20 protein-coding genes and 2 tRNA genes are annotated in these 21,753 nt (G+C 34.7%); 13 read left to right on the top strand and 9 right to left on the bottom strand.

The window, feature by feature from the left end:
• Positions 1 to 83: 83 nt before the first annotated feature.
• The 4 genes from smc to ACFS6I_RS02615 form a co-directional block, all read right to left on the bottom strand.
• Positions 84 to 3,626: a chromosome segregation protein SMC gene (gene smc, locus ACFS6I_RS02630; RefSeq protein ID WP_380917996.1), complete on the bottom strand. Its 3,543-nt coding sequence runs from the start codon at positions 3,624 to 3,626 to the stop codon at positions 84 to 86.
• 143 nt (positions 3,627 to 3,769) lie between these two features.
• Positions 3,770 to 4,471 carry a DsbA family oxidoreductase gene (locus ACFS6I_RS02625; protein WP_380917994.1) on the bottom strand — a complete coding sequence of 234 codons (702 nt, stop codon included), beginning with the start codon at positions 4,469 to 4,471 and terminating at the stop codon, positions 3,770 to 3,772.
• Positions 4,472 to 4,525: 54 nt separating this feature from the next.
• Entirely contained in the window at positions 4,526 to 5,158 is a 633-nt protein-coding gene (locus ACFS6I_RS02620) for a nitroreductase family protein (protein ID WP_380917992.1), read from the bottom strand.
• A 1-nt stretch (position 5,159) separates the two neighbouring features.
• Positions 5,160 to 5,771, bottom strand: a complete 612-nt coding sequence (locus tag ACFS6I_RS02615) for a TetR/AcrR family transcriptional regulator (protein WP_380917990.1) — start codon at positions 5,769 to 5,771, stop codon at positions 5,160 to 5,162.
• A gap of 575 nt (positions 5,772 to 6,346) precedes the next feature.
• On the opposite strand from ACFS6I_RS02615, the gene ACFS6I_RS02610 reads away from it, so the two are divergent.
• Positions 6,347 to 6,580 carry a hypothetical protein gene (locus ACFS6I_RS02610; RefSeq protein WP_380917988.1) on the top strand — a complete coding sequence of 78 codons (234 nt, stop codon included), beginning with the start codon at positions 6,347 to 6,349 and terminating at the stop codon, positions 6,578 to 6,580.
• A 74-nt stretch (positions 6,581 to 6,654) separates the two neighbouring features.
• On the opposite strand, the gene ACFS6I_RS02605 is transcribed toward ACFS6I_RS02610, so the two are convergent.
• Positions 6,655 to 7,482 carry an alpha/beta fold hydrolase gene (locus ACFS6I_RS02605; RefSeq protein ID WP_380917986.1) on the bottom strand — a complete coding sequence of 276 codons (828 nt, stop codon included), beginning with the start codon at positions 7,480 to 7,482 and terminating at the stop codon, positions 6,655 to 6,657.
• Positions 7,483 to 7,670: 188 nt separating this feature from the next.
• Between ACFS6I_RS02605 and ACFS6I_RS02600 the strand changes: the two genes are divergently transcribed.
• The 8 genes from ACFS6I_RS02600 to eno all read left to right on the top strand — a co-directional run bounded on the left by ACFS6I_RS02600 (position 7,671) and on the right by eno (position 14,205).
• A tRNA-Arg gene (locus ACFS6I_RS02600) sits at positions 7,671 to 7,744 on the top strand.
• Positions 7,745 to 7,915: 171 nt separating this feature from the next.
• A complete protein-coding gene (locus tag ACFS6I_RS02595; protein WP_380917984.1) occupies positions 7,916 to 8,626 on the top strand; it encodes a hypothetical protein in 711 nt (236 codons plus the stop codon).
• 486 nt (positions 8,627 to 9,112) lie between these two features.
• Positions 9,113 to 9,186, top strand: a tRNA-Arg gene (locus ACFS6I_RS02590).
• A 70-nt stretch (positions 9,187 to 9,256) separates the two neighbouring features.
• Entirely contained in the window at positions 9,257 to 9,826 is a 570-nt protein-coding gene (locus tag ACFS6I_RS02585) for an adenylate kinase (RefSeq protein ID WP_132772880.1), read from the top strand.
• Between the two features lie 44 nt (positions 9,827 to 9,870).
• Positions 9,871 to 10,869 carry a GTPase ObgE gene (gene obgE / locus ACFS6I_RS02580; RefSeq protein ID WP_021192292.1) on the top strand — a complete coding sequence of 333 codons (999 nt, stop codon included), beginning with the start codon at positions 9,871 to 9,873 and terminating at the stop codon, positions 10,867 to 10,869.
• A gap of 113 nt (positions 10,870 to 10,982) precedes the next feature.
• Entirely contained in the window at positions 10,983 to 11,315 is a 333-nt protein-coding gene (locus ACFS6I_RS02575; RefSeq protein WP_380917981.1) for a TM2 domain-containing protein, read from the top strand.
• Positions 11,316 to 11,597: 282 nt separating this feature from the next.
• Entirely contained in the window at positions 11,598 to 12,698 is a 1,101-nt protein-coding gene (carA, locus tag ACFS6I_RS02570; protein WP_380917980.1) for a glutamine-hydrolyzing carbamoyl-phosphate synthase small subunit, read from the top strand.
• Positions 12,699 to 12,909: 211 nt separating this feature from the next.
• Positions 12,910 to 14,205, top strand: coding sequence for a phosphopyruvate hydratase (eno, locus tag ACFS6I_RS02565; protein ID WP_021192290.1), 1,296 nt, complete (start codon positions 12,910 to 12,912; stop codon positions 14,203 to 14,205).
• A 110-nt stretch (positions 14,206 to 14,315) separates the two neighbouring features.
• Here eno and ACFS6I_RS02560 read toward each other — a convergent pair whose 3' ends face one another.
• Both ACFS6I_RS02560 and ACFS6I_RS02555 read right to left on the bottom strand, forming a co-directional pair.
• Positions 14,316 to 15,194, bottom strand: a complete 879-nt coding sequence (locus tag ACFS6I_RS02560) for a DUF72 domain-containing protein (protein ID WP_380917977.1) — start codon at positions 15,192 to 15,194, stop codon at positions 14,316 to 14,318.
• A gap of 176 nt (positions 15,195 to 15,370) precedes the next feature.
• Positions 15,371 to 16,006, bottom strand: coding sequence for a YceH family protein (locus tag ACFS6I_RS02555; RefSeq protein ID WP_132843394.1), 636 nt, complete (start codon positions 16,004 to 16,006; stop codon positions 15,371 to 15,373).
• A 128-nt stretch (positions 16,007 to 16,134) separates the two neighbouring features.
• Between ACFS6I_RS02555 and ACFS6I_RS02550 the strand changes: the two genes are divergently transcribed.
• Genes ACFS6I_RS02550 through ACFS6I_RS02540 form a run of 3 tightly spaced genes read left to right on the top strand, consistent with a single transcriptional unit; the run spans position 16,135 to position 19,205 of the window.
• A complete protein-coding gene (locus tag ACFS6I_RS02550; protein ID WP_380917975.1) occupies positions 16,135 to 17,040 on the top strand; it encodes a histone deacetylase family protein in 906 nt (301 codons plus the stop codon).
• Positions 17,041 to 17,062: 22 nt separating this feature from the next.
• Positions 17,063 to 18,118: a nucleoid-associated protein gene (locus ACFS6I_RS02545; protein ID WP_380917973.1), complete on the top strand. Its 1,056-nt coding sequence runs from the start codon at positions 17,063 to 17,065 to the stop codon at positions 18,116 to 18,118.
• Between the two features lie 16 nt (positions 18,119 to 18,134).
• A complete protein-coding gene (locus tag ACFS6I_RS02540; RefSeq protein ID WP_380917971.1) occupies positions 18,135 to 19,205 on the top strand; it encodes a DUF3810 domain-containing protein in 1,071 nt (356 codons plus the stop codon).
• Positions 19,206 to 19,247: 42 nt separating this feature from the next.
• On the opposite strand, the gene ACFS6I_RS02535 is transcribed toward ACFS6I_RS02540, so the two are convergent.
• Entirely contained in the window at positions 19,248 to 19,886 is a 639-nt protein-coding gene (locus ACFS6I_RS02535) for a hypothetical protein (protein WP_380917967.1), read from the bottom strand.
• 65 nt (positions 19,887 to 19,951) lie between these two features.
• Complete coding sequence (gene lpxB, locus ACFS6I_RS02530; RefSeq protein WP_380917965.1) at positions 19,952 to 21,061, bottom strand: lipid-A-disaccharide synthase; 1,110 nt, start codon at positions 21,059 to 21,061, stop codon at positions 19,952 to 19,954.
• Positions 21,062 to 21,373: 312 nt separating this feature from the next.
• Between lpxB and ACFS6I_RS02525 the strand changes: the two genes are divergently transcribed.
• Entirely contained in the window at positions 21,374 to 21,679 is a 306-nt protein-coding gene (locus tag ACFS6I_RS02525) for an FtsB family cell division protein (RefSeq protein WP_380917963.1), read from the top strand.
• Positions 21,680 to 21,753: the final 74 nt, after the last annotated feature.

Raw genomic sequence — 21,753 nt, 5'->3', positions numbered from 1 at the left:
TTATAAAAAAAGGGAGTGATACACATTGTATCACTCCCTTTTTTATAATAGCAAATCTAGTAAATAATAAGATCTGTTATTTCTTAAGCGACATCTCGTAAGTCAACTGCAACAACGCGTGAGACACCTTGTTCTACCATGGTAACTCCATAGATAATGTCTGTGCTCGCAATTGTTTTTTTGTTGTGAGAAACTACAATAAATTGTGAGTTCTTAGAAAAATCACGAATGATATTATTGAATTTATCAATGTTAGTATCATCTAAAGGTGCATCTACCTCATCAAAAATACAGAATGGTGCAGGCTTCGAAAGATACAGTGAGAATAGAAGTGCTGTTGAGGTGAGTGTTTTCTCTCCTCCTGATAGTTGATTGATCGACAATGGTCTTTTTCCTTTAGGACGCGCAATAATATCAATATCCGAATCTAACGGTTTAGATGGGTCTGTAAGGATTAAATCACAGCTATCTTCTTCGTTAAATAGGGAGCGGAAAACTTTGATGAAATTATCACGAACACTATTGAATGTAAACATAAATTGTACCTCTGCAGTATCATCAATCTCTTTAATGGTTGCCATTAAAGATTCTTTTGCCTCCAATAGATCCGATTTTTCTTTATTGATGAAGTTATAACGTTCATTCATCTCATCGAAAGCCTCTTTGGCCATAAGATTGATTGAACCGTACTCATTCAATTGTTTTTTGAGTTTCGTACACTTGGCGACAAGTACATCTTGATCTTCTGTGATTGTTGGCGTTTCTTCTTGTTCTAATAGATCTTTTAATTCAATATTAAACTCTGCCGAAAGGCGTTCTTTTAAAGTATTAAGATCAATTTGAAGTGCTGTTTTCTTATCTTTTATTTCAGAAATTAGGAGATCATCTTGTTCTTTTGATCGACGGTGTTGTATAATTTGCTCTTCTAACTCATTTATTTGTTTACGAACACCATAGTAGCTCTTTTCTAATTCTTCTAAACCTTTTTCCAGTGCATCCTTCTGCGTATACATTTCCACCAGATCTTGGTCTTCTTCATCTACAAATTGGGCTGTATTTTTTAAAGATAACTGTACTTCCTCGAGATCTTTTGTATTACGTTCGATACGAGATTGAAAATCCTCCTGCTGCGTTTCGCGGAATTCGAGATCTTTATTGATGTTTGAAACTTTATTCTGTTGCTGATGGTATCCGAGATTTCCTTGATTGTAACTTGCGGATTTTTCAGTTAAAATCTCTGAAATTTCATTAAATCGGTCCTGAAATTCTTGCAGATCACCTACCTGCTGCTCACGTTCGTTTTTGAAATCTTGAATTTGAGGTTCGACAATCAATAAATCATTTTCAATAGCTATTATTTTATCTTGAATATCCTTCTTGCGGTTTAGTGCATTAGTAATGAAGGTTTGATATTGTTCTTGTTTTGTTTTGACAGATATCAATTCATTATTTAGACGGTTTAATTGAAAACGAAGCTCATCAATCATTTCCTTTTGGGAATTAGACTGTAATGCCGCTAAACGTCCGGATTCGTCGGCTATTTGATCCTGTAGCTTATTGATGTTTTCATTAAGAGCTTTGATTTCCTTTGCTAAGATTTCGATGTTTTTAGCTCGTCCGATTCGTTTACCTTCAAATAATCCCACAGAACCACCTGATAAACCTAACCTGTTTTTCGAAAATTTACCATTTTTTTGCAAAATAACAATATCTCCCTCGGGCAGTGGTAATTCAAGTTCATGGTCGCGTTCTCGTTGCAAAATATAGACATTTTGTAATAAAACTTCGCAAAGAGGCTTGAATTTGTCATCAACAGTAATAACATTCAAAGCTGGAGTTAAGATATCATCATTAATCGATGAAGATGTCTTTATGGATGGGATGGCATCCAATATGAAGAAATTTGCACGACCACGTGCAGCATCGCTTAAAAGATTAATCGCCTGTACCGCATCTTGCTGTGTTTCCACGACATAGTGATTCATGATCGATTCCAGGTAATTTTCAATAGCTACGCGGTAGTCTTCCTCGCAGAAAAGCACATCTGAAAATAATGGCGGTTGCTTTTTCCAGCCTGCATTCTTCTTTAAAAATCGGATTGAATCAGGAAAGCCTTCTAAATTATCAATTAAGGACTTTGTTAAGTTATATTCATTTTGTTTAGCATCTGCCAACCGCGACTCTTTATTTAACTCTTCCTTAAGGGTATTTATATTTGCGGTATGATTTTGAATTTGCGATTGCAATTCTTCTTCCATCTGTATGGCGGTCTCATACTGTTGTTGCTGCGTTTCTACACGGCCCTCTAATTCAGCTACAGTAATATTGAATTGATTTAATTCAGCTTCTTTGGATTCGGTATCTGTTACTGTTCGGATTGATTCTTGTAATAAAGCTTCTTTTTGAATATTTAAAACAGCAATATCCTTTTCAAGCTTATAGATATTGTCCTGTAGCGTTGTACTTGCTTTGTTATAGCTGTCTAATTTGCTCTTGGCAGTTTGTTGCTGACCTCTTAGCTCTTCAACTTCAAATTTGTCTTTTTCCAGGTTTGCTTGGAAATTATCCAATTGCTGTTGCTCATGAAATAATTCTTCATTTAACCTTTTGATCGTATAAAGAACGTGATTGAGTTGCTGATTGTCATTGTTGATTTCAAAATTCAATCTGCTTTCTTTATCCTGAAGATTTTTAAGCTGTTCGTTTTTAACTTTTTTTTCCGATTCGTAATTTCGGATTTTATTAATAAATTCCTGGGTGGCTTTCTGTTGTATGGAAACGTTTTTTTCCTGCTCCAGATTGTCTTCTCGGATTTGCTTTAGTGCATTTTCAGCTTTATTAATATGTTCTTGTGCGTCGGTACTCTGCTTGTTTAATTTGGATTCCTGACCTTGAAGACGTTCCAGTTCACTGCTAAAATCAGCAATGCGGTAATAGGCTAAATTGATACTGCTTTGGCGGTATTCATCTTTTAGAAGCGTATATTTTTCTGCTTTTTTAGCTTGTCCTTCTAATGATCTTAGATTTTTGGTAATCTCAAACATTAAATCATCTACGCGACTCAAGTCAAGTTCAGTATCTCTTAGCTTATTTAGCGTTTGTTTTTTACGGACTTTATATTTGGATATTCCAGATGCTTCTTCAAATAGATTTCGACGGGAGTTTTCTTTATTATTGATGATCTCATCAATCATTCTCAGTTCGATGATCGAATAAGAATCTGCTCCAACTCCTGTATCTAAAAACAAGTCTGTAATATCTTTTAAGCGACATTTTACATCGTTCAATCTATATTCACTATCTCCGTTTCTAAACAGCTTACGCGTCACAGTGACAGTTGTAAATGCCGTTGGAAGTACGTTTTTATTATTATCAAAAGTGAGTGAAACTTCTGCCAGGTTTGCCGCTTTACGATTTTTCGTTCCATTAAAAATGATGTTTTCCATTTTTTCCGAACGGAGCATACGTGTACTCTGCTCTCCCAAAACCCAACGTATCGCGTCGACGACATTTGATTTGCCACAACCATTTGGGCCCACAATTGCCGTGACGCCCTCATTAAAATTGATTGTAATCTTATCGCCGAAGCTTTTGAATCCTTTTATTTCTAGTTTAGTTAACTGCATTTATACTACAATTTTTCTGCATTAAATAGGAAACGAAATTAAGAAATAAGTTCAACTTATTTGCACGATTTTGGGATTCGGGAGCAGAAGTTTAGCTAACTCTTTGGTTATGTCAGACAATCAAAATTGCTAATAGTAAACTATTAGCAATTTCCGGTTTCACTGTCGCAGCTAGGTCCTTCATTATCATTCATGATAATAACTGTTTTAGCATCTTCATATGCTTGACGGAGTGTCTGTTCAAACATTTCTAAAGGTTGTGCTCCAGCAATACCAAATTTTTGATTAAAAACAAAAAATGGAACACCACGTAAGCCTAGATTTACACCTTCTTGAATATCCTGAGTGACTTCGTAAGTAAAACGATCAGAATGCAGCATTTCTTGGACTTCTTTTTTGTCCATCCCCACTTCCGCAGCAAGGTTTACTAATATATTGGTATCATTAACGTCTACTCCTTCACTGAAATGGGCTTTTAGTAGGCGTTCTTTTAAAATATTACCAAGACCATGCTCTTGTGCAAAATGTATAAGACGATGTCCATTTAGGGTATTGACAATTAGTGATTTTTCGAAATCAAAATCAATCTCTAGAGATTTTCCTATAGACTGAACCTGTTGCATCATAGCTAAAGTTTCTTCCTTAGTTAGACCTTTCGCATTTTTAATGTACTCTACTGCGGGAATACCAGCTGCATCTTGTGGGAATTGCGGGTGTAGTTGATATGATTTCCAAATAATCTCAACTTCATCACGATGAGGAAATGAAGCTAATGCTTGTTCTAATCTTTTTTTACCAATATAACAAAAGGGACAAACGATGTCCGACCAAATTTCTATTTTCATAATGTATGTTTAAGAATCGGGAACTCCTAATAATTGAGTTCCCGAAAATATATTTTAGTTGAATTTAATAATGAAATCTTCGTGACTTGGTCTTACTTTCTTTAAGTTTACTAACCAGTCGTTTGCTTCATCGCGGTAACCCAGGGCTAAGATTGTAACCGATTTAAGCCCTAATTTATCTAACTCAAGTAGGGCATCTAACTGTTGGTTGTTAAAACCCTCCATAGGAGTTGCATCAATTTTTTGTTCTGCCGCCGCGGCTACGGCTAATCCAAAGCCAATATAAGCCTGACGTGCCGCATGGTTAAATTGCTGTTCTTGGGACAACGCTGATAATTGTGTATAAAGATTGTTTTTATAATCATCTGCAAATCCCAATGGCAACCCTCTTTCTTCCGCCTGTTGTGCAAAGGGTGCTTCTACACGTTCTTTAGTATAGGAATCGTAAGCTGCAAATATTAAAATATGTGAACTGTCTACGATTTGAGATTGACCGTAAGCAATAGGTTGAATTTTTGCTTTCAATTCGCTATTTGATATTTCAATTACTCTATAAGGGTGTAGTCCAGAAGAGGTAGGAGCCAAACGAGCCGCTTCTAAAATGTAATCAACTTTTTCTTGTGATACTGGAGTGCCATTCATTTTTTTTGTAGCATATCTCCATTTTAAATCTTCTAATAAACTCATGTTATTTATTGTGGTGTTTTAGTGATATAATAAATCCCTCAATAGCATCTGTTAAGATAGGGGATACTACTTCTGGATCTGTTGCTGTGTTTGATATGAATTCGATGGTAATAATACCATGTAGAATAGACCAAAAGGTTTTGAATTTTAAAAATAGATCAATTTGCTTGACTTGATTCTCTTCAATACATCTGGAAATACAGTTTAACATAACATCTGATGCGACTTTCATCTCTTTGATACTGTTCACAACTTCGCATTGGGGAATACCCAAACCGAACATAATTTCATAGTATTTCTTATTTTCGAATGCGAATTTCCAATAAGATGTCGCGAGATGATATAAGTTCATATCTGCAGTTCTGTTGGAATTTACAGCCGAGGCTAACTGTTCTGCCATCAAAGAAAAGCCGACTTTTGTAAAATAGGCTACAATTGCATCTTTGTTTTCAAAGTGTTTGTAAATAACAGGAACGCTATATTCAATGGCATCTGCTATTTTTCTAATGGATAGCGCTTGCCAACCTTCCTCCTGTACAATAAGCCATGATTGTTCAATTATCTGTACTCTAATTTTTTCTAAATCCCGCAATTTCCGCTCTGATAAACCCATATTTAAAATTTTAGTTAACAGTGTTAGCAAAAGTAACAATGATTTTTAAAAATTGTATAACACCTAAAATTTAGTACATTTTTATGACAGATTATAATTTCCGTATCCTATTTTTTGTTCGAAAAAAGCAACTTTTAATGAGTGAAATTTTGGTGAATTAATAGCGGTAATGATAGTTTATTTATTTTATTCGCTTTTCCTATAGTTATTTATGATCTCAAGTAACATGCAATTTGGCTAAAATTTTCCGTTCAGTGCTTGGTTTTATCTAAAAAAAATAGTATATTTGTGATTGATGTGAAATTAATTACTGTAAAGTTTTTAGTTTTTGTCAGTTTTTAAATATAAATCAGTATTAAAACGTACCCGTTTTATCTTCTCCATACACAATTGATTTTTTGAAAATTGACCTGATATTTTGATTTATCAATATATTGGTTCTTCTCCACCATTTAGTTTTCTGATTATTTATATTTTTCAGCAAGCTAGCGATTTCAAAATGCAGCATCAATGGTTTTATTCAGGCGCGTGGCGGTAGAGTCAGCGTATTATTCATTCACTTTAAATTATACGAAATGTTAGGATTTATTATGAAATTTTTATTAACGGTTGTTGTTTCAACTTGGCTAATCATGCAGGGTACTACGGGTAGTTTCTTGAGCATACCTGTTCTTTTTGCAATATTGGCGTTTGCCTTGTTTATATGGGATTCTATTATCTCTTACCGTAAATCGGAGGAAAGAAAAGAAAACTTGCAACATTTGAATGATTTCTTTAAATATAAACAAAGTAAATACCGTGGTTTATAAGAAATGTTTTCTTTTGGTACATCCAATTTAATGCAGTGTTGATTTTTATCCACTGCATTTTTTTATGTCTGTAATTAGAAAGAGTTTAAGAAAGAGTTGACCTCTCTATTGAATTTTTCGGGTTCTTCTAGATTGGGTAAATGACCAGATTCTATACATTCAACATACTTTGCATGAGTAATATGCTCAAGTAGGTTTTTTGTCTGTAACTCAGTAATTAATTTATCTTCTTTTCCTTTAATGACCAAAGTAGGCACTGTTATAGTTGCTAACATTGCTGTTGTATCTGTTCGAGCCGCTAATGCTAACTGTGTCGCACAGATGTTTTGTAAATCGTTTCTCCGAATGGCACTCTTTATTGTTTCAATGGCCTCCGGGTTTTCAGTTAATGTCTTTTTTGAAAATACTGTTTCAATAAACCCCATTGAAAATGGACGTTTCCCATATTTTAGTAAAGCCTGGATTGAATCAAATCGTTTTTGTTTTGCTGTGTTGTTATCTGCAAAAGAATGGGTGTCACTTAAGATAAGTCCTTGAAGGGTATTTCCCATTAATTCGTAAGTGCGCAGTGCAATATAACCTCCCATCGAAACACCACAAAGTACAACGTTATTTAAATTTAAATGGGTGATGAATTGGATTAAATCCTTTGCAAAAACATCCACACTAAAAAAACCATGACCTCGCGTGCTGTGTCCGTGTCCTCTAATATCTATTGCTATTCCGATAAATTTTTCGTCTAAATGTTGCATCTGTGCGCGCCACATATTTTTATTGAAAGGGAAACCATGTAAAAAGATAACTGTTTTTTCAGCTTTATCTGTCTTACTAGGTCTTATCATATATGAAATGCTGATGTCGTCAATGCGTATTTTGCTGAGTTTCGTTTCTTTTTTGGACATAAGTGCGTCTTTGTGAAAAAAAATATTAAAAAAATAACCTTTGTAAATGTAATACTATCAATAAGATAATAAAAATATTACTTTTTTTGTCTAAAAAAGTTTGAAAATAGTTTGCAGAATTGAAAAAAGTCCCGATATTTGTATCACCAAACAAAAGGGTATGACTTTAAATAAAAGTCGCTCAAAATGCACTCATGGCTCAATTGGATAGAGCACCTGACTACGGATCAGGAGGTTAGGGGTTCGACTCCCTTTGAGTGCACTACTAGAAAGCTTAGTTCATTACGACTAAGCTTTTTTTTGTTCCATTCCAAATTATTAATAGAAGGTTTCATCATATAGTTTAATTGGTGTTGATAGCAATATGACACTCCGTTTAAACTCTTTATTTAACTATCCGCTATTTTTGTTGCTATATTTAAATTTCGCCAAAATGAATTATAAAAGTATTTGTCTACTTTTTTTACTCTTCACTTTCAAAATAATATCTGCCCAGCAAGCTCATTATCCTGATAAGCCTAATATTCGTGGAATGTTATTGATGGGGATGGAGACTATATATGCTGAACATTTACCTATGTTTCATCAGCCACACGACTATCAGATTATTCTGGAGCTTGAATTTTCTAAGGCCGATCTAGAGCAATATCGCACTGGCTGTTTAGCATTTCCCGAAGAGTTTGTTTATACGATTGAACCAGAAGTTTTTGTTTTGCCAGAAATGGTTAATCATACCAAAGTATTTAAGGCAAATGTATATAGAGGTCATTTTGAAAGAGGAGGATTTAAACTTTTAGAATCGATTTCTCTTAAAATCAAGCAGGTTGTCTATTATAAACAGTTTGATAAAGATAAACCAAGGCCTGTAAATTTGCAGTACATCTTATTCGGAAATAGGAAAGAACAATTTCTGAGCCATTTGATCAGTAGAAAACCTGATTTTCATGAGGTATTATCTGTTAAGTTATCGGATGTTAAGCAGATAAAAACAGACAAGTCCTATCAGCTGCTCGTTTTGAAGGAAAGGGAGAATCGTGTTCCTTTTTCTTGGAGTAAGTCGAAGGCAATGATTTTGGGAACTAAACGACCGGTTAGTTTTATAAACCACAAACAGCTGTATGTTGAATTTGGTGATTTGGAATAAAGAATATCCCATATTTCTTTTATGTTTTTTTATATGAGTATTCCTGGTTAGAAGTTTTTTATTTTCTTTTATTTTTAAAATAAGATCTAGTTTATGCGTTGACGGATGTGCAGGTAGAGTATTTCAAATGCAATCAGCATTTTATATAGTAACTGAAAAAATTGCTTAAGAGTTTTGGGGTACTTTTTTTAATTATTTTAAGATAATCCTTTCAAAGATGAAATAACTTGAATATGTATAATGGGTGATTTAGGGATTAAAAATTCTTCTTTTGTGGTTATATATGTCGAATTTCGCCCTGTGCGAGCTCTTTATATCTGTTGATTATGATTAAGCATAATTGTATTTGATTGATGATTTTTTATTTTGTTTCATTATCAGTCTATTAGATAAAAATTGAAAAAAAAATTTGGAGGCAGTGCTATTTTGCCTATATTTGCATCACCAAAACGGAAGAACAGCAATGAAGATGACGTAATGGTTGACGCGCTCATGGCTCAATTGGATAGAGCACCTGACTACGGATCAGGAGGTTAGGGGTTCGACTCCCTTTGAGCGCACTATTTGAAAAGCCTAATCAATATAGCGATTAGGCTTTTATTTTTTTACTCTATTACTCTAAATACTACTATGCTAAACCTTGTAATATTTGGCCCTCCGGGGGCAGGAAAGGGAACACAATCGCAGAAGCTTATCGATAAATATCAGTTAGTTCATGTTTCAACAGGTGATATCTTTAGAGCTCATATTCAAAACCAGACAGCTCTAGGTCAACAAGTCAGTCAGATTATTGCTGACGGAAACTTAGTGCCTGATTCGGTTACGATTGCGATGTTGGAAGAGGAGGTGAAGAAAAATCCGGACGCAAAAGGATTTATTTTTGATGGCTTTCCACGTACTGTGGCACAAGCAGAGGCGTTGGACGCATTTTTAACTGGTATTAATTCTTCTATCTCTGTAGTTATAGCTTTAGATGTAAATGAAGATGAATTAAAAACACGCATTGCTAAACGTCAGGAGATTTCTGGCCGTGCGGATGATGCTGCTGATAAATTGGTAAAACGTATTGATGAATATTTCACAAAAACTATTCATGTGTTACCATATTATGAAGCACAAGGTAAATTGTCCAAAGTAAACGGTATTGGTGATATCGATTTTATTTTTGGAGAATTGACTGCTATTATTGACAATTATTAAATAATAAAGCGGAGACGTTTTAATAACAAATATATTTTATTTCTATGGCGCAAGGTTCTAATTTTGTCGATTATGTGAAGGTGTGTTGTCGATCGGGACACGGAGGATCAGGCTCAGCGCACTTACATCGAGATAAAACAACCATGAAGGGTGGACCCGATGGAGGTGATGGTGGTCGTGGAGGTCATATTATCCTTAAAGGGAATACACAATTATGGACTTTATTGCACCTAAAATATAGGAAGCATATCATTGCTTCCAGTGGTGAGTCAGGTAGCTCTGCTACGAGTACAGGTGCCTCAGGGAAGGATGAAATTTTGGAGGTCCCTGTAGGAACAGTGGCTAAAGATGCTGAAACGGGAGAGGTTTTATTTGAAATCACCGAGGATGGAGAGACACAAATTTTAACTCCGGGTGGTAAAGGTGGGTTAGGTAACTGGCACTTCAAATCTTCTACTCAACAGACGCCACGTTTTGCACAACCGGGTTTGCCTGGACAAGAGCGTTGGATTATTCTGGAGTTGAAAGTATTGGCTGACGTGGGATTGGTTGGTTTTCCAAATGCGGGAAAATCTACACTATTATCTGTTGTTTCAGCTGCGAAACCTGAAATTGCGAACTATCCTTTTACTACCTTAGTTCCTAATCTTGGTATCGTGAGTTATCGTGATGGGAAATCTTTTGTAATGGCAGATATTCCTGGTATTATTGAGGGTGCCTCTAAAGGTAAGGGTTTAGGATATCGATTCTTAAGACACATTGAACGAAATTCTGTGTTGCTGTTTATGGTGCCTGCAGATACTGAGCGCACGATAAAGCAGGAATATGATATTCTTTTAAATGAGCTTTCAGTTTATAATCCAGAACTTCGTGATAAGCCAAAATTATTGGCGATTACTAAGGCCGATATGTTGGATGATGAATTGGAGAGAGAAATGGAAAAAGAAGTTCCGGAAGGATTACCGTATATCTTTATATCATCTGTTGCAGGAAAAAATATTTTGCAATTGAAGGATATGATTTGGAAAGCAATTAATATGTAATTGATTGTTTTTTTGTAGAAAAAGCGATTACATACGATGTAATCGCTTTTTTTATTTTTTAGCTCCTGTATTGAACGGTAGTTTGTAACTTTAGTGTCTAAACTAATTAAATTATGAATCAAGCAGCACAAAAATATTGTGTAGAATGCGGAGCTATTATTAATGCAAAGGCAGAAATATGTCCAGCATGTGGTGTTCGTCAACCGATGTATTATACCCAGCAATCTAATAATCAAAATAGAGATGAGAGGTGGTTAGCCTGTTTATTACTTTGTATTTTTTTAGGACCGTTTGGTGTTCACCGTTTTTATGTAGGTAAGATCGGTACTGGGATTATTCAATTATTGACCTTTGGCGGATGTGGTATCTGGTATATTATTGATCTTGTTATGATTGTCATTGGAAATTTTCGCGATGCATCGGGCAATGTAATTGAAAGTGATTAATAAACACTTCATTATCTTATTAAGATTGGTGATTTTAACGTTATATTTTTGGAATATCACAATAATATAAAAAAAAAGTCTTTTTACTTTGATGATTTTGTTATACCTTTGTCTCCTGTGAAAATTGAAGTAAATGCTTTCGCAAATGTTGTAAAAAACGATAATTTCGTTATCGTTGAATCAATTGTTAATTGATTATTTAGCCCATTTAGGGCTTTTTTTATACACCAAAACTTCGATAAAGCAAGGAATTAGGAAAAACAATTTTATATTTAATAAATAATGACCAACTACAGCAAATTGCCTGCAATTTTAGTTTTAGAAGACGGAACGGTTTATCACGGAAAAGCAGCGGGAAAAATTGGAACGACTACTGGCGAAATTTGTTTCAATACCGGAACTACAGGTTACCAAGAGATTTTTACCGATCCCTCATATTTCGGACAAATTATGGTAACAACCAATGCCCATATTGGTAACTATGGAATTGATGAAGATGATACTGAATCTAGTAAGATTCAAATCGCAGGATTAGTTTGTAAAAATTATAATATTAACTATAGTCGCAAAATGGCCGACGAATCTATTCAGAGCTATTTTGAAGAGGGAAATTTAGTTGGTATTTCAGATATTGATACGCGATCTTTGGTGCGTCATATCCGTAATAAAGGTGCAATGAATGCTATTATTTCATCTGAAAACTTAGATATTGAAGCATTAAAAGCTACTTTAGCTACTGTTCCTTCCATGGATGGACTTGAATTATCATCTCAAGTTTCTACAACAGAACCTTATTTTTATGGTAATGAAGATGCTCCTGTACGTGTGGCAGTATTAGATTTAGGTATTAAAAAGAATATTCTTCGCAATTTCTCTCAAAGAGAAGTGTATGCAAAAGTATTCCCTGCTAAAACTACTTTTGCAGAAATGCAAGAATGGAATCCTGCTGGATATTTCATCTCTAATGGTCCTGGTGATCCATCAGCGATGAGTTACGCAATTCAAACGGTAAAAGATATCTTAGCGGCAGACCAACCGATGTTTGGAATCTGTCTTGGACACCAGATATTGGCTTTGGCAAATGATATCCGTACGAAAAAAATGCATAACGGTCACCGCGGTATCAACCATCCGGTTAAGAATATTATTGCTAACCGTTGTGAGATTACCTCACAGAATCATGGCTTTGGTGTTGTTGCAGAAGATATTGAACAGTCAGATAAAGTTGAAGTTACGCACATCAATTTAAATGACCAATCGATTGAAGGTATCCGTGTAATTGGCAAAAATGCGTTCTCGGTACAATATCATCCAGAGTCGTCACCTGGTCCACATGATTCACGTTATTTATTTGATGATTTCATTGAGTTGATTAAAAAATAATCGATAAGTATAAAGATAGGGGTTAGCAATTTGCTAACCTCTTTTTTTGCACTTTATATATTCATTCTTGCCATAAAATTGTGGTTTACGTTTTTTAATAAGCTCAATTTTATTTATATTTGATTATTAAATCAGAATATAATTTTTTAGTGTAAAAATTACACTAAGTATTGTATAAAATACTATATAAAAAGTTTAAACCAATATTACAATGAGTTTAATTATTGATGTACATGCGCGTCAGATTTTGGATTCGCGCGGAAATCCTACTATCGAAGTAGATGTAACGACACAAAATGGTTTCGTTGGACGTGCTGCAGTGCCTTCTGGTGCTTCTACAGGTGTTCACGAAGCAGTAGAGTTGCGTGATGGTGATAAATCAAAATACTTAGGTAAAGGTGTTTTGAAAGCAGTAGAAAATGTAAACACTAAAATTGCTGAGGCTTTGGCAGGTGTTGATGTTTTTGAGCAAAATGCAATCGACAAAATCATGATTGATTTGGACGGTACTGAAAATAAAGGAAACTTAGGCGCTAATGCTATTTTAGGTGTTTCTTTAGCTGTTGCAAAAGCTGCTGCCCAAGAGTCTCGTCAACCATTATACCGTTATATTGGTGGTGTTAATGCTAATACATTACCTATTCCGATGATGAACATCATTAATGGTGGTTCTCACTCTGATGCTCCTATTGCTTTCCAAGAATTTATGATTATGCCAGTAGGCGCTCCTTCATTCTCTGAAGCTTTACGTTGGGGAACGGAAGTATTCCATAACTTGAAAAAGATTTTGCATGACCGCGGTCTATCTACTGCAGTAGGTGATGAAGGTGGGTTTGCTCCGACTTTTGATGGTACTGAAGATGCTATTGAAACTGTATTAAAAGCAATTGAAGCAGCTGGTTACAAACCAGGTTCTGATATTTGTCTAGCTTTAGATTGTGCTGCATCAGAATTTTATGTAAACGGTAAATACGATTATACAAAATTTGAAGGTGATAAAGGTGCTATCCGTACTTCCGAAGAACAAGTTGCTTATTTAGCAGAATTGACTGAAAAATATCCAATTATATCTATCGAAGATGGTATGCAGGAAGATGATTGGTCAGGTTGGAAATTGTTAACAGAAAAAATTGGCGCTACTATCCAATTGGTTGGTGATGATTTATTTGTTACAAATACAAAACGCTTGCAACAAGGTGTGGATACAGATACTGCAAATTCAATCTTAGTAAAAGTTAATCAAATTGGTTCTTTAACTGAAACAATTAATGCGGTTACTTTGGCACAGAATTCAAACTACACTTCGGTTATGTCTCACCGTTCTGGTGAAACTGAAGATTCTACAATCGCTGATTTAGCTGTTGCTTTGAACTGTGGTCAAATTAAAACTGGATCGGCTTCACGTTCTGATCGTATGGCTAAATACAATCAATTGTTACGCATTGAAGAAGAATTAGGTGCAAATGCTCGTTTTATTGGAAAGAACTTCCGTTTTGCGAAAAAATAATTTGCAATAAATATTAAAAAGAGGCATCCTTTATTTAAGGATGCCTCTTTTTTTACATGATATTCTAAATTAGATTTACAATTTACATCATAAACTGTTAAGTGATAATTTTAAAATAATTTATCACTACCTGGGATATGTAAATCAAGTTTTAATTCCTTATTCAGCTTTTTGATGAAATAACTTGCTAAAAGTGGTGATTCCAGTTCGATGTTTTGATGAATGAAAAAATATAGTTTCTGTAGACCTGCTTCCCGCCATTGTTTAATGACCATAACCCAGTCGTCCAATCTGCTGTAATCAGACGGATCATTGGCTCCGACATAGCGAATGAATGCCGATGGAGTAGTTAAATGCATATGTAAGAGGTCGCGTCTTCCTGCTGTGTCAACTAAGACATTTGTAATGTCAAATTCCTCAAGTAACTTGTAAAATGCAGTTGCTGTTTCAGCTTTGGAAAACCATTCCTCATTACGAACTTCTACTGCAAGTGGTAGTCCTTTCGGAAATTTAGAGAGAAACTCACGGAGGCGGTCCATATCTTTAGGTTTATAGTTATCATGCATTTGTAAGAAGATCATTCCTAACTTTTCTTCAAAGAGAGCGATGTTATCTGTAAATTCCTTTACTTTTTCATCAGTGTTTAATAGACGGCTATAATGACTTATTGATTGCGGTATTTTAGGAAAAAATTTAAAGTCTGTGGGAGTCTTTTTTTTCCAAGTCTCAACTTGCTCTTTTGATGGTGCATTATAAAAGGTTGCATTGAGTTCAATACTATTAAACTGGCTACTGTAGTAGGGAAGTTCATCTTTCGTTCCTTTCGGATAAAAGCCCTTTAAGTCCGATTTATTCCACTTAGCACATCCGACATAGATGGCAAATGCTTCCTTGTTTTTATTCTTTTTTAATAATTTTAGCGTATCCGGGGAAGTAGGGGGTAACGTAAAATCTATTTCTTGTGGATTTGATACCTGTCCAAATTTCATGTTATTCCGTTTTATATTGTTTATAAAAAGTAAAGCGAAGCTGCGGATTTAAATAATGTAAACCGATTTTATTTTTATCTAACATCACATGATCTTTTTTGAAGTTGAGCTTACCAGTGTGCGCTCGCGATTCTTAATATATCACATTGAAAGAAGGATAAAATAAGCAGTCTATTTTAATGCAGTTCATCCCAAAGTTCTTGAAATTGTTGTTTCAATTGTGCTAATTCTTGTTCTAATGTTTCAATTCTTTTATGAAGGAGTACCGTATTTTCGGAAAGGGGATGTATTTGCTCAAATTGTTCCAAATCGATATCACCGAGTAAATGTATATATCGCACTTCCTTATGTCCTGGTTGTTTTTCTAATGCTTTAACAAATCCTTCAGATGCTAATTTTTCAAGATGTTCTGTAATGTCTTCCAAGGCTTCAAAATCATACAGACGACCTGAATTTGAATTTATTTCTCCGGCTGTTAATGGTCCGCGAAGTAGTAGAAGACAGATGATTGCTAGTTCTGATGGAACTAATGGAAATTGTATGGCAAAATTATGTTTATACTTTGTCACACGGCTACCTCCACCTACAACATGCGCGATAAGACCCTTTTTTTTCAGTATGGCTAATGTATTGATAATGGTTTCATCGGAATATTGTACCACAGGTCTTCGAGCCGTTTTTTGGTTGCAGGCACTTTGGAGACCGTTCAGTGACATCGGGTAATATTCTGGGGTGACCTTTGACTTCTCGATCAAAGAGCCTAATACACGTTGCTCTTCGGCTGATAATTGTGGTTTGGTGCTAAGTTCCATAAATTTAATTAGTTGAAATCAAATATGCTATTTTTTAGAGGGGGAAACAATTATTTTTAAATATTATCCACAATAAAAACCATTAAATATCCTTTTTATTATCTTAGTGAAGTTTTAAATATACAGCTTTGTTAAAGATCGCGTTCCATCCCGAATATATTCATCCTGTACGTGCAGGCCATCGATTTCCGATGGAAAAATATGAATTGATTCCATTACAGCTATTACACGAAGGGGTAGTGAAAACGGAAAATTTTTTTGAACCTGTACTTGTGTCATTTGAAATTGCTTGTTTAGCGCATGACCCCGACTATGTGCAGGCTTTATTTGATTTGACATTAGATCCTAGGATGGTTCGGAGAATTGGTTTTCCGTTAACAGGGAGTCTAGTCGACCGTGAACGTTATCTGGTAGATGGTACGATAAAGTCCGCACTATATGCGCAGCAATATGGTATCTCGTTTAATGTTGCAGGTGGAACACATCACGCAGGTTATGATTTTGGAGAAGGCTTTTGTTTATTGAATGATCAAGCCGTGGCCGCTCGTTATTTGCTTAAAAATAAGCTAGCAAGAAAAATTTTAATCATCGACCTCGATGTGCATCAGGGCAACGGAACCGCTCATATATTTCAAGACGACCAAGATGTTTATACTTTTTCGATTCACGGGGATAAAAATTTTCCATTTATCAAAGAAAGTTCTGATTTGGATCTTCCTGTTTCGGATGGTATAACTGATGATGTATATTTGCAGTTGCTTAGCCAGCATCTGCCGAATCTCTTCAACAAAGTCAAACCAGATTTTGTCTTTTACCAGGCCGGAGTTGATATTCTGGCGACAGATAAATTGGGGAAATTGAAACTTTCTCCAGCAGGCTGTCGATTAAGAGATGAGTTTGTTCTGTTAAATTGTTTGCAATATCAGGTTCCAGTTCAAGTTTGTATGGGGGGAGGCTATTCTTTGCATATCAAAGATATTGTTAATGCACATTGCGAAACATTTAAAATCGCTGTCGATTTATATAATTTTTAAAAATAAGATTTAAATAGGAAATATGTTTTTTCATCAAGATGCAACTTTCGATCAACTTTCTATCCATCGTGTAGGCAACAAGTCTCAAGAGGAGTTTTATATATTATCAGAGCAACCTGTTCCACTTGAGAATGACGATGTATTACCCCCTCTGCTCATGCAATATTTTATGAGTCCTTTTGCAAAGGTAAATGAAGTTTATCGCTTATTTCATCCCAATGGAGAACTGGCGTTAAATGAAATTTATCACTTTACAAAACAATTCTTTAAGGAGCAATTAGCTTTTCATGAATACTCTCAGCAGATAGCAAAACACTTATATGAAGTTTGTATGCACCCGAAGATCAAGCCTGGTGAGGTGTATGTGGTTTCATTGAACAATGTACAGATTGAGGGTGAGAATTATGATGCTGTCGGAATTTTTAAATCAGAAAATAAGGAAACTTATCTAAAAGTATATCCGAATCAAGGTGGTTTTCAATTGGATTATGAGGAAGAAGCAATTAATATTAATAAATTGGATAAGGGTGTGATCATAGTCAATGTAGAAGAAGAGGAAGGTTATAAGGTGCTGGTTGTCGATCAAACGAATAAAACCGAGGCAGTTTATTGGAAAGATGATTTTCTAAAGATAAAAATTCGTAATGATGATTTTAATCAGACGGGTAACTATTTGAAAGTTTATAAAAACTTTGTAAATGAGAAATTGGATGATATGTTTGAGTTAGAAAAGGCTGATAAGATTGATCTGCTCAATAAATCATTGAATTACTTTAAAGAAAAAGAGACTTTTGATCAAGAGGAATTTGAGGAGGAAGTAATTGGTAATCCTATTGCAGCAACAATGTTTAATGACTTCCGATCTGGATTTGAAGATGAATTTGATTCTCCTTTTCAAAGCAGTTTTGATATCGCTGACAAAGCGGTTAAAAAAATGGAAGCATCTTATAAGACCGTATTAAAGCTGGATAAAAATTTTCATGTTTATTTGCATGGTAAACGAGAATATATTGAAAAGGGATTTGATGAAGAAAAAGGGATGAATTATTACAAGCTATATTTTGAGAATGAGAGCTAATATTTAAACCACGTTTATGTTAAAGAAACCACTTATCTGTTTTGCAATACTGTGTTTTATTACTGCAATAATCACCATTCTGGAAGGAAATACTTTTTTTGTTGAGCATTATTATTCAAGAATGTGGTATCCTTCTTTTTCATATTTACCACAAGCTCTTTTTGGTTATTTACCTTTTAGTATTGGGGACTTATTTTACTTTTTTGCTGTTTGTTGCCTTTTACTACTAATCGTTAATGTTGTTAAGTACCTATTTAAAAAAAGGTATGTTTATGCAGGTAGATTCCTAGTATATCTTATTAACGTAATTTTGGGCTTATACTTGTTTTTTTACATAAGCTGGGGGATGAACTATTACCGGATACCCATTGTACAAAATATAGGTTTAAGCACAGATAGTCTAAAGTTGGCGGATTATCTTGTTGTCCTGGAAACATGTCTCGATTCGACAAATATTTTGCGGTCCCAAATAAATCCAAAGCAATGGGAACATCAGGATGAAAAGATAAAAAGAGAGATGATAGCATTAGTACAGTCGGATACGACTTTTCAATCTTTTCTTTCAACGACTTTAGTTGGTGCAAAGGGTCCCCTTAATAGTCATTGGGTCTCCTATTTTGGTGTGTCAGGATATTTTAATCCTTTTACACATGAAGCACATGTGAATACAGCAATGCCTGTTTTTTCTAGTCCTTTTACGTATGTTCATGAATTGGCTCATCAACAGGGTGTGGGTTTTGAAGACGAAGCAAATTTTATCGCCTATGTGCGATTGAAAAATCATCCAGAGCTTTTTTACCGCTATTCCAGCTATTTACAAACAACATCATATATGCTACAGGAGCTGAGGGGAATAGATGTGGAATTGTTTGCTACTTATAAAAAACGGCTTTCCCAACTTGTAGTAGCGGATCTGAAGGAGGAAGCTACTTTTTGGAGCAATTATACTGGCTGGACTAATAAAGTCTTTGGTATCTTCTATAATGGCTATTTGAAGCATAATAATCAAAAGGAGGGTATGGCCCGCTATGATAGAATGACGAGACTTGTCGTAGCTTATGAATTAAAGCTTAAAGGATGCCTTTAAAATAATTTTAAATAAGAAAAAGCGAGCATTGCTCGCTTTTTCTTATTTAATCGTTATAATCTCAGTCTTGCCATCTGTACCCGGGCTACCGGAATAGATCTGACCTTGAGGAAGTCCTCTCAAGCCAGCAGGAGCTTGTCTTACGCGATCATAAATAGATCTTAAATCGCTGGTTGCATTGACATTTTTACCTCCACCTTCATTTGCAATCTGCAAATAATTAGGTTGTTTTTTATTTTCTCTTTGCGGTACAAGGCTATTTTCTGAAAGTGTTAATTTAACATTTCCACCATTTCCATTTGGAAATGTTTTTGTTCCATTAAAGGCATTATCTCCCTTCGCTATTATATACAGCGACCCTAATTTTTGAATATTAGCTTGAATATCAAAATTGGAACCGTTATTTTTTCCATCTGTCCCTGAAATAGAAGCATTATTACCTATAATGGCGTGACCAACATTTAAAATGACATTTTTGTTTGCGTAAAACATCAAGGAAGCTTTATCGCCCATTATCAACGTGTCAATATGCAAATTAATCGTTGAGTCAGAGGATTTGGTATTGTAGACTTTTTTAGCCTTTTTCCCAATTTCTAATTTGCTGATGTGCTCAACATTACTTTGTGCATATGACTGAAATCCCAAAAAAACAAGGGCAAAAATTGTAATTATTTTTTTCATGGCTATTTGTTTTTTATGTTAAACAACATCTGTTTGACGAATAGCGTTTTTGAAGGTTTAATGCGCTACTTCAAATACTCAACAATTAATTTAGCGGTTTTGTTTGATGCTCCTGGTTCTCCTAGTTTTTGGGCCAATGTTTCATAATTTTCCATTACACTTGCCCGGTAATCTGCTTTATTGATCAATTGATCTAGCTCTTGTGCAATATCGTAAGTGGTACAATCGTCTTGAATCAATTCTCTTACAGACAAGAAGTCATTAATTAAATTGACCAGCGAAATGAATTTTACTTTAATGACCTGTTTAGCAATCCATATAGATAGTGCATTGGCTTTATAAACAACGACTTGAGGTACTTTAAGAATTCCAGTCTCTAATGTTGCTGTCCCACTTGTTACGACTGCTGCTTCGGCATGCTTTAATAAATCGTAAGTAGCATTAAATACAATTGGTATATTTTGATCCCCAATGTATTGCTGGTAGTATGATTTATCAAAATTTGGTGCTCCCGCAATTACAAATTGATGCATTGGAAAGAGGTAGGTTAAATTTGCCATAACCGGTAATAACTTTTCTATTTCCATTTTACGGCTACCAGGCAACAATGCGATGATTGGCCGTTCGCTGAGCTGTTGTTCCGTAATGAAATTAGGATTGAATTTGTAAGATGAAATGGCATCTAGTAATGGATTTCCAACATAGTCAACGGGCATTTTCCATTTTTTATAAAAATCGACTTCAAAGGGAAGGATACAGAACATGTGATCGACGACACGTTTAATTTTAATCACACGTTTTTGATTCCATGCCCATACTTTCGGAGAAATATAGTAACATGTTTTTATACCTTTTTTCTTGGCAAAATCTGCGATTTTTAAGTTAAAGCCGGGGAAATCAATTAAAATGACACAATCAGGCTTTTCTTTAATAATATCTTCTTTTACCTTTTTTAGATTTTTTGAAATGGTACCTAAGTTTTTTAATACTTCGACAAAGCCCATAAAGGCCATTTCCGAAGTGTGTATTAAGGCCTTTTGATCTGCAGATTCTTCCATCTGCGTGCCGCCTACGATTTTGAAGGTAGCGTCTGGATCTTCGACTTTTAATGCGTTGATCAAGTTTGCACCATGTAAATCTCCGGAAGATTCGCCTGCTATAAGATAATATTTCATTTGCTCGATTCTATTCAATAATAGGGTTAAACTTAGATAATTTTGCTTAGATCCGCAATATTATTGCGCTTATATAAAAGTAATGATATTGGATTTATCGTTTTATGGATACAGTATGGGTGATTCATTTTTTGATGATGATTGCGCATTTCTAATGAAGAAAGTTACAGGTTCCTTTTATAATAGATGATTATCACGCAGTTTTTCCATAATTAATGTGTTCATAATTAGACTTTAGCTAATTTTCAGATAAATGTTTTTATATTTAATTGAGATTTAGCATGTATAGATCTTAAATATTACTTTTGTACTATGGATAGATTTTTAGCACTTATTCGAAACAAATATTTTTTAGCTGGTATAGCTTTTATTGTTTGGATGTGTTTTTTTGATCGTAATGATTTTGCAACACAATATAGTTACCAGCATCAAAAAAGTAACTTGGAGAGAGAGAAAGCGTTTTACGAGAAAGAAAATGAGAGTATTATTGAAACCATAACAGACATCCGCTCTGATCAACGTGAAGTGCAAAGGATAGCTCGTGAAAAATATAAAATGAAGAAAGAAAATGAGGATGTTTATATTGTAACCGAGGTCGAACCAAAAGAAGAAAATTAAATCCAAGCTTCCTTTCTTTAGGATATTGAATTATTAGAATAACATAAAAAAGGCTGTTTCGAGATCGAAACAGC

The sequence above is a fragment of the Sphingobacterium anhuiense genome (assembly GCF_042686355.1).
Taxonomy (GTDB): domain Bacteria; phylum Bacteroidota; class Bacteroidia; order Sphingobacteriales; family Sphingobacteriaceae; genus Sphingobacterium; species Sphingobacterium anhuiense.
This window is presented reverse-complemented; position numbering and strand designations above follow the sequence as displayed.